This is a genomic window from Nocardiopsis codii (assembly GCF_036327455.1).
GTDB lineage: Bacteria > Actinomycetota > Actinomycetes > Streptosporangiales > Streptosporangiaceae > Nocardiopsis > Nocardiopsis codii.
On record NZ_JAUZMY010000029.1, the window covers coordinates 81423 to 96808 of the forward strand.

The window sequence follows — 15386 nt, forward strand, 5'->3', positions numbered from 1 at the left end:
AGCACGCAGAACGAAAGGGCCGGCCATGTCCATAGCCACACCTACGAACACACAGACCTTGGTTGAGGAGTTACTGCGCAGGATTGGCGAGGGCGACCCCGAGCGCATCGCCGAGCTGTACGCCGAGAGGGGCGATTGGAAGCTGAGCTGGCCGGAGGCCGAGCACGGTCGTACCGCCACGCCCTGGATCCGCCATCGGTCCACACGGGCTGACGCGGGCGCCCACTATCGTGAACTTGCCGAGTACCACGTGCCAGAGCAGGCGGCGACTGAGGTCGAACGCGTCCTCATCGACGGGAATGACGTGGTTGTGCTTGGGGAGATTCGCCAGACCGCTCGGTCCACCGGACGTGCGTATCGTGCGCGGTTCGCTATGCACCTCACCTTCGAAGACGGCTTGGTCACCAGACACCACGTCTACGAGGACAGTCTGGCCGTTGCCCAGGCATTCACTGCCGAAGACCAGTGAACAGCTGCGCGCCCACCTCGGCGACCAGTGGCAGACCGGGCAGGTGAGGGCCGCGCGTACCCCCGTTGAACGGGGGCCTGCCGCTCAATCCTGGAAGGATCCTCCCCGGAGGCCCCTGCCTGCCCGCGATCCCGTGGCGGCGCCGGTTTGTCGTGTTCGACCGGTACAACGGGACGGACCGCACACCGCGACTGTGAAGAGGCCCCCTGATGTACCCCGCCCTGCCCCCGCCGCCCCACGACGAGACCGAGCGCGTGCCCGGCGCACTGCTGATCCGCGGCGACTGCGACGACACCACCTGGAACGACGTGCTCGTCCGTATGGGCGAACTGCCCGGCATGGTCGCCCACACCCCCGGGCAGCCCCTGCCCCCGGCGCAGGGGCCCATCCCCCGGCGCCTGCTCGTGGCCCAGGACCCCGCCTGGCGGGGCGCCGTCCCCGCGCAGGTGTCCCAGGCCCTGAGCGGCGAGGGCGCTTGGGTTCCCGACCTGGTCCTGATCGCCGACCACGGCACCACCGGTGATCCCGCCCTGCGCCCGCTCATGGCCTTCCTCCCCAGCGACGACGACCTCTACCGTTTCCGCGTCACGCCTCGCCAGGCGGCCATGACCTACCTGGTCATGCACCGCTCCAGCATCGAGGACACCCTGGATCACCACAAGGATTGCGGCGCCGCCGAGGTCGAACTCGAACCCGGCGAGTCCTACGAGGACTGGTTGGACGGCTCCCCCGACTTGATGGGCGATGTCCTGGAGACGGCGGCCCGCCCGCCCCGCTACCAGCCGCCCGCCGCGCCCCTGCCCGTGATCACCCAGAACAACTCGGGGCTGCTCGTGCGCACCGACTTCAGCGACGACCGCGCCTGGGCCGCGCTCGCGGAGGACGCGGACCGCCTCGACCCCCATGTCGAGACCCCCGAGGACTACATCCCCTACGTGCAGATCGTGGACGACCCTGCCTTCGCGGGGGCCACCCCGGAACAGGTGATGGCGGCCGTCCGCCAAAGCGAGGACGAGGAGGAGCCGGGCACGGAGGTGGTGGTGATCGCCGACCGAGCCTCCATGGGCGGCTCCGACCGCACCGTCCTGGTCGTGCCCCTGGAGGACAACGTCGGGTGGTCCTTCCGCCTGCCCCGGGACGAGGTGCGGAGCATGGTGGCCAACCTCTTCGTCGGCAACAACGACATCTCGGACTGGATGAATCAGGGCTCGCCGGACGGGCCGGCGGTCATCACGGAGAGCGAGAGGCGATCCTGGCGGGGCTGGTGATCGAGTCATCGGTATTCGTGGGCGAGGAGGATTGCTCCAGGATTTGGCGGTAGACCCCACCCGAGGCCACGGCGAGATCACGACGGCCCCCGCGCGACGTTGCGCGGGGGCTGCTTCGTGTCCAGATCCGTCAGCCTGGATTGACGTACCGCCGATGAGGACAAGACCCGAGCCCGAGACGGGGCGTGAGGAACAACGGAACAGGATCGTGCGCCACGGGCTCCAGCGGGCCGGTATCGCGGATAACCACCGGGGGTCATCCAGCACTTGGCTCGAAGAACCGCTGCTCGGAACAGCGGCGGGGCGGCGCTGCCGCAGATAACCCCGGGATAGCGGCGCCGAGGGCGTCGCGGCAGGACCATCAAGAACGAGGGCGTCCGTCGCGGTGAGTCACCCCGGTGTTGGTGTGCCGGGGCCGCGGTCAGCCGACCGTTGCCGCTTTCCGGCGTACTTGGTTCGCCCTCCAGCTGGCCCTAGCGGACGGGGCCCGGGTGGTGGGCGCGGCCCGCGGGCCGGAGAAGCTCGCGTTCGCCCGCGCGTCGGGGGCGGAGGTGACCGTGGACTACTCGGCGCCCGGGTGGGTGGAACGGGTGCGCGAGGCCACCGGCGGCCGGGGGTCGACGTGGTCCTGGACGGCAGTGGCGGGGGACCTCGGCGAGGCGGCGTTCGGCGCCCTGGCCGACGGCGGGCGCTTCCGCGGCCACGGCTCCGCAGGCGGACGCTTCTCGGAGGTCGACCCGCATGAGGCCGGACGGCGCGGGATCGAGGTCCTCGGCCTGGTCGACCTGGAGGACGGCTGCCACGGGGAGCCGAACGGGGCCGTGCACCGGATCCTCGAACCGGCCCGCACCGGACGGGTGGTCCCGCATGTGGGACTGACGGTGCCCCTGGAGCGGGCAGAGGAGGCCCACAGGGCCCTGGAGGAGCGCCGGGCCCTGGGCAAGGTCCTCCTGGTGCCGTGAGTCCTGGGCCGACCCGGCCGGAACCCGGCCGGCCCGCGGGAACCCCGCCTCACGGGCGCCCGCGGCGCAGGGGGTCTCGTGACGACGCCGGCCCACGGCCCGCGCGAGCACGGCGGCGGGCACGGGGCCCGGGGCGGTGTGCGGGCCGGGCCGGGGCCGGCTCCGCTCAGGTCCCGGTACGGGCGGTCAGGCGCTCGCGCAGCGCGGCCGCGGCCGCGCGCGGGTCCTCGGCCTCGGTGATGGCGCGCACGACCACCACCCGGCGGGCGCCCGCCTCCATCACCGCGTCGATGTTGGTCGCGTCGATCCCCCCGATGGCGAACCACGGGCGGTCCGTGCCGAGGGAGGCGGCCCGCTCCACCAGGGACAGCCCCGCAGCCGGGCGTCCAGGCTTGGTGGGGGTGGCCCAGGTGGGGCCGACGCAGAAGTAGTCGCTCCCCTCCTCCTCGGAGGAGGCGGTCGCGGCGGCGACGTCGTTGTTGGAGCGCCCGATGACCGGGTCCGCCCCGATGATGTCGCGGGCCATGGGCACCGGCAGGTCGCGCTGTCCCAGGTGCAGCACGTCGGCGCGCACGGCACGGGCGATGTCGGCGCGGTCGTTCACCGCGAGCAGGGCTCCGTGCCGCTCACAGGCCTCCCGCATCACCTCCAGGGCCGCGATCTCCTCGCGGGCCTCCAACCCCTTGTCCCGGAGCTGGACGATGTCCACTCCCCCGGCCAAGGCCGCGTCCGTGAACTCGGCGAGATCGCCGCGCTCGGTCCGGGCGTCGGTGCACAGGTACAGAAGGGATGCGTCCAGGCGCTTGCGCAGGCTGGTTCCGTGGCTGGTCCTCACCCCGCCCACCCTAAGGCGTGCGGGCCCGGACGGGCGCCGGGCCGGGGGGTGTGTCCGGGTTCCCGTGGCGGGCGGTTTCGCCGTGCGAGGGCCCGCGCCTCTCCGGCCACCGGAGGGGCCGTTCACGGGGCGCACCGGACACGCTCCGGGGAGGCGGCGCGGCGGCGCGCCTCCTCCCGAGGAGTCCGGCGCCCCTAGAAGGCCAGTCCCTGGGCGCGGCGGCGCACCTCGGTCCCCCGGTTCTCGCGCATCGCCTGGATGGGCGTGCCCGGCAGGGTGTCGTCGTGGCTGAACAGCCAGCGCAGCGCTTCCTCCGTGGAGAAGCCCGCGTCGGTCAGCAGCACCAGGGTGCCGGGCAGCCCCTTGACGAGGTCGTCGCCGTCGATGAAGGCGGCGGGGACGGACAGCTGCCCTCCGCGGACCACACCCATCATGCGGTTCTCGCGGATCAGGGTCTTGATCCGGTTGGGACTCACGCCGAGCGGCGCGGCCGCCTCCTTGAGGGTCAGCCATTCGCCGACCAGCGTGTCGATGTCGATGTCGCTTTGTGTCACCCCCCCAATCTGCCACATCCGTGCGGGACCCGGGCACCATCCGACGCGCGCGGGGCCGCACGCCGTGGAGATCCCCACCACTGCCGCCCGCCCCCGGAGGAGGTTCTAGAATGGGGACAGACCTCTGCACATCCCGCGGGAGCCGGGTGAGACCCGGCTGAGAGGGAGGCTGTGAGCCTCCGACCGCACGAACCTGATCCGGGTCATGCCGGCGAAGGGAGTGGAATCAGCGACGTGCGCACACCGGACCGAACGATTCGTCCTACCAATGGCGGCTCCGAGGCGCGGCAGGAACAGACCGTCGTCGTGGTCGGCGGCGGCCTCGTCGGGCGGGTCACCGCCTGGCGGGCCGCCCAGCACGGCCTCCGCGTCACCCTGGTCGAGCCCGACCCGGTGACCGACCCCGCCGGGGCCCGCGCCGCCTCCACCGTCGCGGCGGGCATGCTCACCCCCGCCACCGAGGCGGTGTTCGGCGAGGAACCCCTCATGGAGTTCGGTGTCCGCTCCGCGGGCATGTACCCCGGGTTCGTCGCCGAACTGGAGGAGGCGAGCGGGGTCGGCGTGGGCTACCGCACCACCGGAACGCTCCTGGTCGCCTTCGACCGCGACGACATGGCCGTCCTCACCGACCTGCACAGGCTCCAGGAACGCCTGGGCATCGCCACCGAACGCCTGACGAGCCGCGAGTGCCGCCGCCTGGAGCCCGTGCTGGCCCCGTCCGTGCGCGGCGGCGTCCTCGCCCCCGACGACCACTCCGTGGACCCCCGGCTGCTGCTGCGGGCCCTGGCCGTCGCGGGCGGGCGCGCGGGCGTCACGGAGATCGCGCAGCGGGCCGAGGAGGTCGTGGCCCCCGGCCCCGACGGCTCCCGTCTGGGCGTCCGCCTCGCCGACGGCCGGGTCCTGCCCGCCCACCAGGTCGTCCTGGCCGCCGGTTGCTGGGGCGACCGCGTCGCGGTGCCGGAACCGGTGGTGCCGCCGCTGCGCCCGGTCAAAGGACAGCTCCTGCGCGCCCGCGTGCCCGCCGGCGAGGCGCCCCTCGTCAACCGGACGGTCCGCGGCCTGGTGCGGGGCTTCACGACCTACCTGGTGCCGCGCGCCGACGGAGAGGTGATCATCGGTGCCACCCAGGAGGAACTGGGATACGACACCTCGCTCACCGCGGGCGGGCTCTGGCAGGTCCTCAGGGACGCCCGGGAGCTCGTCCCGGGGGTGACCGAGCTGGAGGTCACCGAGACCTGTGTGGGCCTGCGCCCCGGCTCGCCCGACAACGAACCCCTGCTGGGGCCGACCCGGGTCCCCGGTCTGCACCTGGCCGCGGGGCACTTCCGGCACGGGGTTCTGCTGACCCCGGTCACCGGCGAGGCCATGGCGCGCGCCCTCACCACCGGCGCCCTGCCGGAGTACGCGCGCAGGTTCGCCGCGGACCGGGCGGCCGGCGGGGCGCACACGACGACGTGGGAGTAGGAGAGGCAGTGGAACTCATCATCAACGGCGACCCCCGCGAGTTCGCCGACGGCACCACCGTGGAGGCGGTCGTCCGCGACCTGACCGCGCCGGGCGGCGGCACGATCCCCGGCGGCATCGCCGTGGCCGTCAACGACGAGGTGGTGCGCCGGGCCGCGTGGGCGGCCGGCGCGCTGGGCGCGGGGGACCGCGTGGACGTCCTCACCGCCGTCCAGGGAGGGTGAGCATGACCGGACACGGACAGATCGAGGACCCGCTCGTCATCGCCGGCACCGCCTTCGGCTCCCGGTTGATCACCGGCACCGGCGGGGCGCCGTCCCTGGACGTCCTGGAGGAGGCCCTGGTCACCTCCGGGACGGAGCTGACCACGGTGGCGATGCGCCGGGTCTCCCCCGGTTCCCAGGGGTCGGTGTGGGACGTCCTGACCCGGAACGGCATTCGCGCGCTGCCCAACACCGCCGGATGCTTCACGGCGGCCGACGCGGTGCGCACCGCCCGGCTGGGCAGGGAGGCCCTGGGCACCGACTGGGTGAAGCTGGAGGTCGTGGCGGACGAGCACACGCTGCTGCCCGACCCGGTGGAGCTGCTGGACGCCGCCGAGCAGCTGGTGGACGAGGGGTTCACCGTCCTGCCGTACACCAACGACGACCCGGTCCTGGCCCGGCGCCTGGAGCAGCTGGGGTGCGCGGCGGTGATGCCCCTGGCCGCACCGATCGGCTCCGGCCTGGGCATCCGCAACCCGCACAACCTGGAGCTGATCGTGGAGGGGGCGGGGGTCCCCGTGATCGTGGACGCGGGGATCGGCACCGCCAGCGACGCCGCCCTCGCGATGGAGCTGGGCTGCGACGCGGTTCTGCTGGCCACCGCCGTCACCCGCGCACAGGACCCCGTGCGCATGGCCTCCGCGATGCGCGACGCGGTCAGGGCGGGCAGGAACGCCCGCCTGGCCGGGCGCATCCCGGTGCGGCGGCACGCCCTCGCGTCGTCCCCCGCCGTGGAGTAGGGCCCCGTCACGGTCCCCGGGGCCGTCCGCGCGCCCGGTCGGCCCCGCCGCAGCGGTACCCGGGCGGCCGGCTCCCGGGGTCCCCGTCCCGGGGGCGGGGACATCTGTCGGCGGCCCCTCCCGAAAGGGTGGGGCGCGTGTTCCCCCAGCGGTGACCGACCCCACCCGTGACGGTGCGGCCGGGCGGTGCAGGACGCGGGAAGGCCTCGGGGCCGGGCGGTCCCGACGCCGGTCCGGGAGGGTCGCGGGCACCCGGCGGGGGAGGTCCGGGGCGCCCGCACCGGGACGTTTGGTGCCGTCCCCTACCGTGGGATGGGTGTGCGGCCCGACGGAGGGCACCGCACGCTCGCCGATGACCCAGGCGCGAACGCCCGCCACCGAGGGCGGTGGGGCGCGACGCGACCGCGAACCGCGGGGCAGACCTGGTGTGGGCTTCCGCTATCGTGTCGGTTCGACACCCGGTGCCGGGTACGCGCCACCAACCGCGACAGCCCGCGCTCCCCGCAGCAAGGACACTACTCCGCCGTGGACATGACGACTTCCGACCCGCTCGTAGGCGCGACCCTCGACCGACGCTACTTCGTCGAGTCCAGGATCGCCGGAGGCGGGATGGCGACCGTCTACGTCGCCCACGACCTGAGGCTGGACCGGCGCCTGGCGTTGAAGGTGATGCACCCGTCACTGGCGCAGGACCCCACCTTCGTCCAGCGCTTCATCAACGAGGCCCACTCCGTCGCCAAGCTCTCCCACCCCAACGTCGTCCAGGTCTTCGACCAGGGGGAGGACCAGGGACACGTGTTCCTGGCGATGGAGTACGTGCCCGGCCGCACACTGCGCGACCTCCTCAAGGCCCGCGGCCGCCTGTCCCCGCGCGAGACCCTGAACGTCATGGCGTCGGTCCTCGCCGCGCTGGGCGCCGCCCACCAGGCGGGCATGGTCCACCGCGACGTCAAACCCGAGAACGTCCTCCTCACCGAGGACGGCCGGGTCAAGGTCGCCGACTTCGGTCTGGCGCGCGCCGTGGAGCAGTCCAACCAGGGCCTCACCCGTACCGGCACCCTCATGGGCACCGCCGCCTACCTGGCGCCGGAGCAGATCGAGAAGGGCGTCGCCGACGCCCGCAGCGACGTCTACGCGGCCGGCATCATGTTCTACGAGCTGCTGACCGGCGGCCAGCCGCACACCGGCGAGACGCCCATCGCGATCGCCTACCAGCACGTCAACGAGGACGTGCCCCGGCCCTCGCACTTCCTTCCGGGGCTTCCGCCCGAGGTGGACGCGCTGGTCACCAAGGCCACCGAGCGCGACCCCCGCTACCGTCCGAGCAACGCGGGCCAGTACCTCGCCAAGGTGTTGCAGGTCCTCCAGCGGTTGCCCGCCTCGCCCGCGGGCGGCGAGGCGCCGCTCGCACCCGTGGCGCCGACCGCGGCGACGGCGTCCGTCACCGCCCCCCAGCTCATCGCGGGCGGGGCCGGTCCGGGCACCGAGAACGCCACCATGGTCGTGGACATGAACAGCGCGGGCCTGCGTGACGACGACTACGACGACGAGTACGACGACTACCGTGACGGCGACGGCGGGCGGCGCCGCAAGCTGCTGATCGGCGTCGGCGCGGCGGTCCTGGCCCTGGTGGTGCTCCTCGCGGGCTGGTGGTTCCTCGTCGGGCGGTTCGAGAACGTCCCGGACGTGGTGGGCGCGAGCCCCGAGGCAGCGCGGGAGGCCATCCTCGACGAGGGCCTGGTCTACACGCTCTCCGAGGAGCCCGTCTACAGCGACGCCGACGCGGGCACCGTCGGGCGGACCGACCCCGAATCCGGCGAGCGGCTCTCACCCGGGGACGAGGTGACCGTGTACGTCTCCCAGGGCCCGCAGAACGTGACCATGCCCGACCTGACGGGCGAGGACTCCGCGAACGCCCTCGCGGCGATGGAGGACCTCGGTTTCTCCCCGGACAACCTCGAACAGGTGGACGTCAACGACGAGGACGTCCCGCCCGGCGAGGTGATCTCCACCGACCCGGAGGCGGGCGCGGAGGCCGACCGCGAGAGCACCGTCACGATCACCGTCAGCCGGAGCATCTCCGTTCCGGCCGTGGTGGGCCAGGAGCAGTCCGCCGCCGAGGCGACCCTGGAGGACCTGGACCTCAGCGTCAAGGTGGTCGAGGAGGAGAGCGAGGACGTCGACGAGGGCGTGGTGATCCGGCAGAGCCCGGACAACGGCGCCAGCGTGGGCGCCAACGGCGAGGTCACCCTGACCGTCTCGACGGGCCCCCCGGGCATCACGATCCCCGACGTGGTCGGCATGTCGGTGCGGGACGCCAAGGACGAACTGGAGGACGCCGGGTTCGACGTGGAGGTCGAGCGGATCCTCGGCGGCCGGGTGGTGTCGCACCAGTCGCACACGGGCAAGGCGCCGGAGGGCACGGAGATCACGATCACCGCGACCCCGGGCGGCATCGACTTCGGGGACATCGAGGACGACGACTGACGTGTCCGCGCGCCCGGTGGCCCGGGGGCGCGGAGCGGGTGGGGGGCGTGCGGGCCGGGGTCGGCCCCGCGCCCCTCACCCGTTCCGCGGGTCGGCGGAACGGCGGGCGGCGGGCCCTCCCGCCGGGGACCGCGCCCCTCCGCTCCGGTCGGGGCCGCGGACCCGGCCCCCCGGCCGACCGACACGCGACGGGTCCGGTCGGGATAGGGTCGCCTCCATGGCGACCGAGGAGATCCGGGTACTGGTGGTGGACGACCACCCGATGTGGCGCGAGGCGGTCGCGCGCGACCTGGGCGAGGCCGGGCTCGACGTGGTGGGGACGGCGGGCGACGGCGCCAAGGCGCTGCGCATCGCCCCCGCCGCGCGCCCCACCCTGGCGGTGGTGGACCTGCACCTGCCGGACATGACCGGGGTCGAGCTGACGGCGGGCCTGGTCGCGCTGCCGGAACCCCCGCAGGTACTCGTCCTGTCCGCGAGCGGGGCCGGCGACGACGTTCTCGCGGCCGTCAAGGCCGGGGCGACCGGCTACCTGGTCAAGTCGGCGGGACGCGAGGAACTGCTGGACGCGGTGCGCCGCGTGCACACCGGTGAGGCCGTGTACACCCCGGGGCTGGCCGGGCTCGTGCTGGGCGAGTACCGCAGGCTGTCGTCGGCCGACCGCGCCCGCGAACCGCGGGCGCCCGCACTGACACCGCGCGAGACGGAGGTGCTCCGCCTGGTCGCCAAGGGGCTGGCCTACAAGCAGATCGCGCAGCGCCTGACGATCTCCCACCGCACCGTGCAGAACCACGTGCAGAACACCCTCACCAAGCTGCACCTGCACAACCGGGTGGAGCTCGTCCGGTACGCCATCGACCAGGGACTGGACGAGTAGCGGACAGGGTTCCCGCACGGTTCCGGTCGCGCTCCCAGGCCCGCTGCGCAGGGGTCGGGGCGCCGTTCACCTCCCCGGGTTGGCCCCGGGGAGCCGAGGCCACTATGGTCTAGACCATATGGCGCCCAGCGCCGTGACAACACAACGTCGAGGAGAATCCGTATGCGAGTCGGGGTGCTGACCGGTGGCGGAGACTGCCCTGGTCTGAACGCGGTCATCCGCGCCGTGGTCCGCAAGGGCATCAAGGACTACGGGTACGAGTTCATCGGCTTCCGGGACGGGTGGCGCGGACCCCTCGAGGGCGACACCGTTCCGTTGAACGTGGAGTCCGTGCGCGGCATCCTTCCGCGCGGCGGCACCATCCTGGGCTCGTCCCGCACCAACCTGATGAAGATCGAGGGCGGTGTCGAGCGCGTCAAGGACAACATGGCCGCGCTCGGCGTCGACGCGCTGGTCGCCATCGGCGGCGAGGACACCCTGGGTGTGGCCCGCCAGCTGCACGACCGCGGGGTCAACGTCGTGGGCGTGCCCAAGACCATCGACAACGACCTCAACGCGACCGACTACACCTTCGGTTTCGACACGGCCGTGAACATCGCCATGGAGGCGATCGACCGCCTGCACACCACCGCCGAGTCGCACCACCGCGCCCTCGTCGTGGAGGTCATGGGACGCCACGCGGGCTGGATCGCCCTGCACTCGGGCATGGCCGCCGGCGCCAACGTCATCCTCATCCCGGAGCGCCCCTTCGACATCGACGACGTCGTCAAGCACGTCGAGAGCCGGTTCCAGACCCAGTACGCGCCGATCATCGTCGTCGCCGAGGGCGCGCACCCCAAGGAAGGCCAGATGGAGCTCGCCACCGGCGAGACCGACTCCTTCGGCCACGTCCGCCTGGGCGGCATCGGCCAGCGCCTCGCCGAGGAGATCGAGAAGCGCACCGGCAAGGAGGCGCGCTCGGTGGTCCTGGGGCACGTGCAGCGCGGCGGCACCCCCACCGCGTTCGACCGGGTGCTGGCCACCCGCCTGGGCGTGAACGCCATCGACGCCGTGCACGACAAGTCGTTCGGCAAGATGGTCGGCCTCCAGGGCACCGCCATCGTCCGCGTCGACCTGGCCGAGGCCACCGACACCCTCAAGACGGTGCCCGCCGAGCGCTACCAGGAGGCCGAGGTCTTCTTCGGCTAGGACCGCCCATCGGGCCGGGTCCGAGAACAGTACAGCCGCGAGTTCCGGGAGCGACCCGGACACGGGCCGGAGCCGTCGGAACACGGACCTCCGGTGTCTCCCGGACACACCGGTCCCGTCGGCCGACGGCCACGTGAGCCGACAGCGGACCGGTGTGCGCCCCCTTCCCAGCTCCCAGGGGAGGGGGCGCACCCGCGTCCGGTCCCCCTCCCGCGGGCGCACCGGCGAAGACCCCCACCGGACGGACGACACCGCCACACCGCTGTGTTTACCGCCGCATGCCCTCCCAGCCCGACCGAAAACGGTTCGAGCGGTCGAGAGGATGTTCGATACTGGAGGGCGGCGCTGGGCACCCGGTTCCATCGCCGACGCTCCCACCTCGTACCGGGCCGTAGGTATTCACCGGAGGTAGCACCATGTCCGCGTCGCTTGAGTCCGCGCCGCTCCCCGTCACCGAGGTAGGAGCCGACGCCGGGCTGGGCGAGCTCTGCGTGCTCATGAAGCTCGGCGAGATCGTCCTCAAGGGCTCCAACCGCAAGCTGTTCGAGCGGCGGCTCCACAACAACATCCGCTCCTCCGTGCGCGACCTGGGCGACATCCGCCTGTCGCAGCGCGGCGCGGGCGTCATCATCGTCCGCAAGCCCGGCGCCTCCGACCTGGAGGTCGCCGAGATCGCCGACCGCATGGCCAACGTCATGGGCGTGGTGTGGGTGCACCTGGTCCGCCGGGTGGCCAAGGACCTGGACTCCATCACCGACATCGGCGTGCGCTCCCTCGCCGGCCGCCAGGGCACCTTCGCGGTGCGCGCCCGCCGTCGCGACAAGCGCTTCGAGATGACGTCGTCCGAGCTGGCGGGCTACCTGGGCTCCAAGATCATCGAGGCGCACGGCTACGCGGTGAACCTGAAGCGGCCCGACAACACCCTGTACGTCGAGGTGGACAAGGACGAGGCGTTCGTGTTCACCGACGGCATCCCCGGCCAGGGCGGCCTGCCCGCGGGGATGAGCGGGCGCGGACTGGTGCTGATGTCCGGCGGGATCGACTCCCCCGTGGCGGCCCACCGGATGATCCGGCGCGGGCTGAAGGTCGACTTCCTGCACTTCTCCGGGATGCCGTTCACCGGCCCCGAGTCCATCTACAAGGCCTACAGCCTGGTCCGCCAGCTGGACCGCTACCAGGTGGGTTCGCGCCTGTTCGTGATCCCCTTCGGCAAGGCCCAGCAGCAGCTGAAGAGCTCCGGCATCGAACGGCTCCAGATCGTCGCCCAGCGGCGCCTGATGCTCAAGACCGCGGAGGCCCTCGCGGACGACCTCGGCGCGGAGTGCCTGGTCACCGGTGACGCCCTCGGCCAGGTCTCCAGCCAGACCATGACCAACCTCACCGCGCTGGACGACGCTGTCGACCTGCCGATCCTGCGCCCCCTCGTGGGGATGGACAAGACCGAGATCATGGACCAGGCCCGCAGGATCGGGACCCTGGCCATCTCGGAGCTGCCCGACGAGGACTGCTGCACCATGCTGACGCCGCGTCAGGTCGAGACGGCCGCCAAGATCCCCGACCTGCGCCAGATCGAGAAGCGCCTGGACGCGGAGGAGCTGGTCGAGCACCTGGTCACCACGGCCCAGGTGCACAAGCCGAGCTTCCTCGGCGACGCCGCCCCCCGGCGTCTGGACGGCGCGAGCAAGCCCGCCGCCGCCCGCGCCTGACACGGGCCCCGACACGGCGCCGCCCCGACCACGTCCCGTGTGGTCGGGGCGGCGCCGTTCCGTCGTCCCTCAGAGGCCGGCGAGCTCTCGGCCGGGCGCCGGGGTGAGGGCGCGTCCGCTCAGGGCGGCGAGGGTGCCCGCCAGGTCGCGCAGCTCGGCCAGGTCCTCCTCGAGGAGGGCCTGCGGCCCGTCGCACAGGGCCTCCTCCGGGTGCGGGTGCACGTCCACGATGACGCCGTCGGCGCCGACCGCGACGGCCGCGCGGGACAGCGGGAGCACCAGCTCGCGCTTGCCGCCCGAGTGGGACGGGTCGACGATCACCGGCAGGTGCGACAGGTTCTGGGCGACCGGGACCGCGCTGATGTCCAGCGTGTTGCGGGTGGCCTTCTCGAAGGTGCGGATGCCGCGCTCGCACAGGACGATGTCGAGGTTGCCCTGCTGGGCGATGTACTCGGCGGCCATCAACCACTCCTCGATGGTGGCGCTCATCCCCCGCTTGAGCATGACGGGCTTGCCCGCGTCGCCGGCGGCCTGCAGCAGGGCGAAGTTCTGCATGTTGCGGGTGCCGATCTGGAGCATGTCGGCGTAGGAGGCGACGAGCTCGACGTCGGCTGCGTCCACCACCTCGGTGACGACCGGCAGACCGGTCTCCTCGCGGACGTCCGCGAGGATCTTCAGGCCCGCCTCGCCCAGCCCCTGGAAGGCGTACGGCGAGGTGCGCGGCTTGTACGCACCGCCGCGGAGCAGCGAGGCGCCCGCCGCGAGCGCCATCCTGGCGGCCTCGAGGGTCTGCTCGGGGGTCTCGACGGCGCACGGCCCGGCGATGACGGTGACGTTGTCCCCGCCGATCGGCACACCCCGGACGCTGACGACGCTGCGGCTGTCGTGGTTCTCACGGCTCACCAGCTTGTACGGGGCGGAGATCCGCAGGACGTCGCTGACCCCGGGCCGCGCGGCCAGGCCCAGGTCCTGGAACCGCTCGACGTCCCCGACCAGGCCGATGATCGTACGGCTGACCCCTCGGGTCACGTAGGCCTCGCCTCCGGAGGAGGTGACCAGTTCGACGAGGGCGTCGATGTTGTCGGAAGTGGCGTCCGGCGCCATCACGATGACCATGTGGGTTGTCCCTAGCTGCTTGTCGGTGGGCGTGGCCGGACCGGGAGCCGCCCGGGACACGAAAAAACCCCGGGCTCTACCGGCCCGGGGCTCAAGTCGTCTGTGTCAGCGCAGCGCTTTACAGGCGACCGGGGTATCGGGCCGGTAGCCATAAAAGCGCCAGAAGTTTCGCTGCATGGCTGCGACTATAGCGCACGGATCTCGCGCGCCGGCACACACGGGGTGAGTGACCTGGCTCTCGCCGGGCCTGGCAGGATGGCCGGATGCCGCGTTTCCCCGCGGTGGACGGGACAGGGAGGTCCCGGCGGGGGACACGCCCGGCCTGTCGGCGCGGGCGTACTGCCAGGGCCGGTCGGCCGGAGCGAGACGAGCGGGGGACGTGTTGTCCGAGAGAGCGGACGGGGGCGACGGGGATGCCGGGGTGGACCGCGCCCGGCGTGTCGGGCGGCCCGGACTCCCCCCGGGGCAGGCCGTGCGGTACGAGCACAAGCCGCTGCACTACGGGCCCGTCCCGGACTTCCGGCCGCACAGGTGGGACTTCCGGGTCATGGGCGCGACCGAGACCCTGGGCTCCTACCGGTGGACGTGGGAGGAGTTCGGGACGCTGCCGCGCACCGACTCCGTGAGCGACTTCCACTGCGTGATGCGGTTCAGCGTCCCCGGCGTCCCCTGGGGCGGGGTGCGCGCCCTCGACCTGGTCGACGCCGCTCCCCCGGCTCCCGAGGTGACACACGTGATGGCCTGGGGCGAGTACGGGTACAGCGCCAACCTGCGCCTGGACGACTTCCTCTCCGAACGGGTCCTCCTCGCCACCCACCGCGACGGGGAGCCCCTCGCCCCCGAGCACGGGTTCCCGCTGCGGCTCGTGGTCCCCCACCTGTACGGGTGGAAGAGCGTGAAGTGGCTGCGCGCCGTGGAGTACATGACCGCGGACCGGCGGGGGTTCTGGGAGGAGCGCGGCTACCACAACCGCGCCGACCCGTGGAGCGAGCAGCGGTTCTCCTACCAGGAGGAGCCGGGGCACGGGCCTCCCCTGTAGGCCCGGGGCGCTCACCCCGGCAGGGCCCGGGCCGTGTTCGGCGTGTCCTCCCGGGCCGGTGTCCTCCGGACCGAACTCCGCGCCCCCCGGGGGAGTGCGCCGGGAGGCCGGCGCAGGCCCGGAAGCCGACCGCGCGCCTAGGTTTTTTGAATCCTTCCGGGCTCGCGTCCGCCAGGCTTCCTCCCGCTGTGTCTCTGCGCTCGTGAAGCACAACCAGGCTGAACGTCGCACATCGTCTTGCGAGAGATCGCCTGGACGGCCGCTCGCCGACCCGGAAGTCTCCTGAAAAACACTCCCTAGCTTGGCGTTTAACACCAGGCCCGTGACCGCACAACATCCCGGTCACGGGCTTCCCTGTTCCCCGGACACAACGACGGCCTTCGCGTGATCATGTGCGCTGTCGAGACGCTGATGATCAACC

14 protein-coding genes and 1 riboswitch are annotated in these 15386 nt (G+C 72.7%); of the genes, 11 read left to right on the forward strand and 3 right to left on the reverse strand.

Annotation, left to right across the window (positions count from 1 at the left end; translation table 11 throughout):
- The first annotated feature begins 25 nt into the window (after window positions 1-25).
- From Q8791_RS24935 to Q8791_RS24945, 3 genes are all read left to right on the forward strand, one after another.
- Complete coding sequence (locus Q8791_RS24935; protein ID WP_330094229.1) at window positions 26-469, forward strand: nuclear transport factor 2 family protein; 444 nt, start codon at window positions 26-28, stop codon at window positions 467-469.
- A gap of 209 nt (window positions 470-678) precedes the next feature.
- On the forward strand, window positions 679-1737 hold the full coding sequence (locus tag Q8791_RS24940; RefSeq protein ID WP_330094230.1) for a DUF6924 domain-containing protein: 1059 nt from the start codon (window positions 679-681) through the stop codon (window positions 1735-1737).
- 404 nt (window positions 1738-2141) lie between these two features.
- Window positions 2142-2699 (forward strand): zinc-binding dehydrogenase, encoded by a 558-nt coding sequence (locus tag Q8791_RS24945; RefSeq protein ID WP_330094231.1) that lies wholly within the window; start codon window positions 2142-2144, stop codon window positions 2697-2699.
- Between the two features lie 166 nt (window positions 2700-2865).
- Here the strand turns inward: Q8791_RS24945 and thiE are convergent, their stop codons facing one another.
- Window positions 2866-3534: a thiamine phosphate synthase gene (thiE, locus tag Q8791_RS24950; protein WP_330094232.1), complete on the reverse strand. Its 669-nt coding sequence runs from the start codon at window positions 3532-3534 to the stop codon at window positions 2866-2868.
- A 194-nt stretch (window positions 3535-3728) separates the two neighbouring features.
- Window positions 3729-4106, reverse strand: a complete 378-nt coding sequence (locus Q8791_RS24955; protein ID WP_330094233.1) for an Rv2175c family DNA-binding protein — start codon at window positions 4104-4106, stop codon at window positions 3729-3731.
- Between the two features lie 107 nt (window positions 4107-4213).
- A riboswitch (TPP riboswitch) is annotated at window positions 4214-4326 on the forward strand.
- A gap of 17 nt (window positions 4327-4343) precedes the next feature.
- On the opposite strand from Q8791_RS24955, the gene thiO reads away from it, so the two are divergent.
- From thiO to thiI, 7 genes are all read left to right on the forward strand, one after another.
- Window positions 4344-5552, forward strand: a complete 1209-nt coding sequence (thiO, locus tag Q8791_RS24960; RefSeq protein ID WP_330094248.1) for a glycine oxidase ThiO — start codon at window positions 4344-4346, stop codon at window positions 5550-5552.
- Window positions 5553-5560: 8 nt separating this feature from the next.
- On the forward strand, window positions 5561-5776 hold the full coding sequence (gene thiS, locus Q8791_RS24965; protein WP_330094234.1) for a sulfur carrier protein ThiS: 216 nt from the start codon (window positions 5561-5563) through the stop codon (window positions 5774-5776).
- 2 nt (window positions 5777-5778) lie between these two features.
- Window positions 5779-6555, forward strand: a complete 777-nt coding sequence (locus tag Q8791_RS24970; RefSeq protein WP_330094235.1) for a thiazole synthase — start codon at window positions 5779-5781, stop codon at window positions 6553-6555.
- Window positions 6556-7080: 525 nt separating this feature from the next.
- The gene (gene pknB, locus Q8791_RS24975; protein ID WP_330094236.1) at window positions 7081-9042 is read left to right on the forward strand and encodes a Stk1 family PASTA domain-containing Ser/Thr kinase; all 1962 of its coding nucleotides are present in this window, start codon (window positions 7081-7083) and stop codon (window positions 9040-9042) included.
- 217 nt (window positions 9043-9259) lie between these two features.
- Complete coding sequence (locus tag Q8791_RS24980; protein WP_330094237.1) at window positions 9260-9916, forward strand: response regulator transcription factor; 657 nt, start codon at window positions 9260-9262, stop codon at window positions 9914-9916.
- Window positions 9917-10078: 162 nt separating this feature from the next.
- The gene (locus Q8791_RS24985; protein ID WP_330094238.1) at window positions 10079-11104 is read left to right on the forward strand and encodes a 6-phosphofructokinase; all 1026 of its coding nucleotides are present in this window, start codon (window positions 10079-10081) and stop codon (window positions 11102-11104) included.
- A gap of 416 nt (window positions 11105-11520) precedes the next feature.
- Window positions 11521-12810, forward strand: a complete 1290-nt coding sequence (thiI, locus tag Q8791_RS24990; protein WP_330094239.1) for a tRNA uracil 4-sulfurtransferase ThiI — start codon at window positions 11521-11523, stop codon at window positions 12808-12810.
- Between the two features lie 69 nt (window positions 12811-12879).
- Here the strand turns inward: thiI and aroF are convergent, their stop codons facing one another.
- A complete protein-coding gene (aroF, locus tag Q8791_RS24995; RefSeq protein ID WP_330094240.1) occupies window positions 12880-13926 on the reverse strand; it encodes a 3-deoxy-7-phosphoheptulonate synthase in 1047 nt (348 codons plus the stop codon).
- A 472-nt stretch (window positions 13927-14398) separates the two neighbouring features.
- Between aroF and Q8791_RS25000 the strand changes: the two genes are divergently transcribed.
- Window positions 14399-14965, forward strand: a complete 567-nt coding sequence (locus tag Q8791_RS25000) for a molybdopterin-dependent oxidoreductase (RefSeq protein ID WP_330094249.1) — start codon at window positions 14399-14401, stop codon at window positions 14963-14965.
- The last annotated feature ends 421 nt before the right edge of the window (window positions 14966-15386 follow it).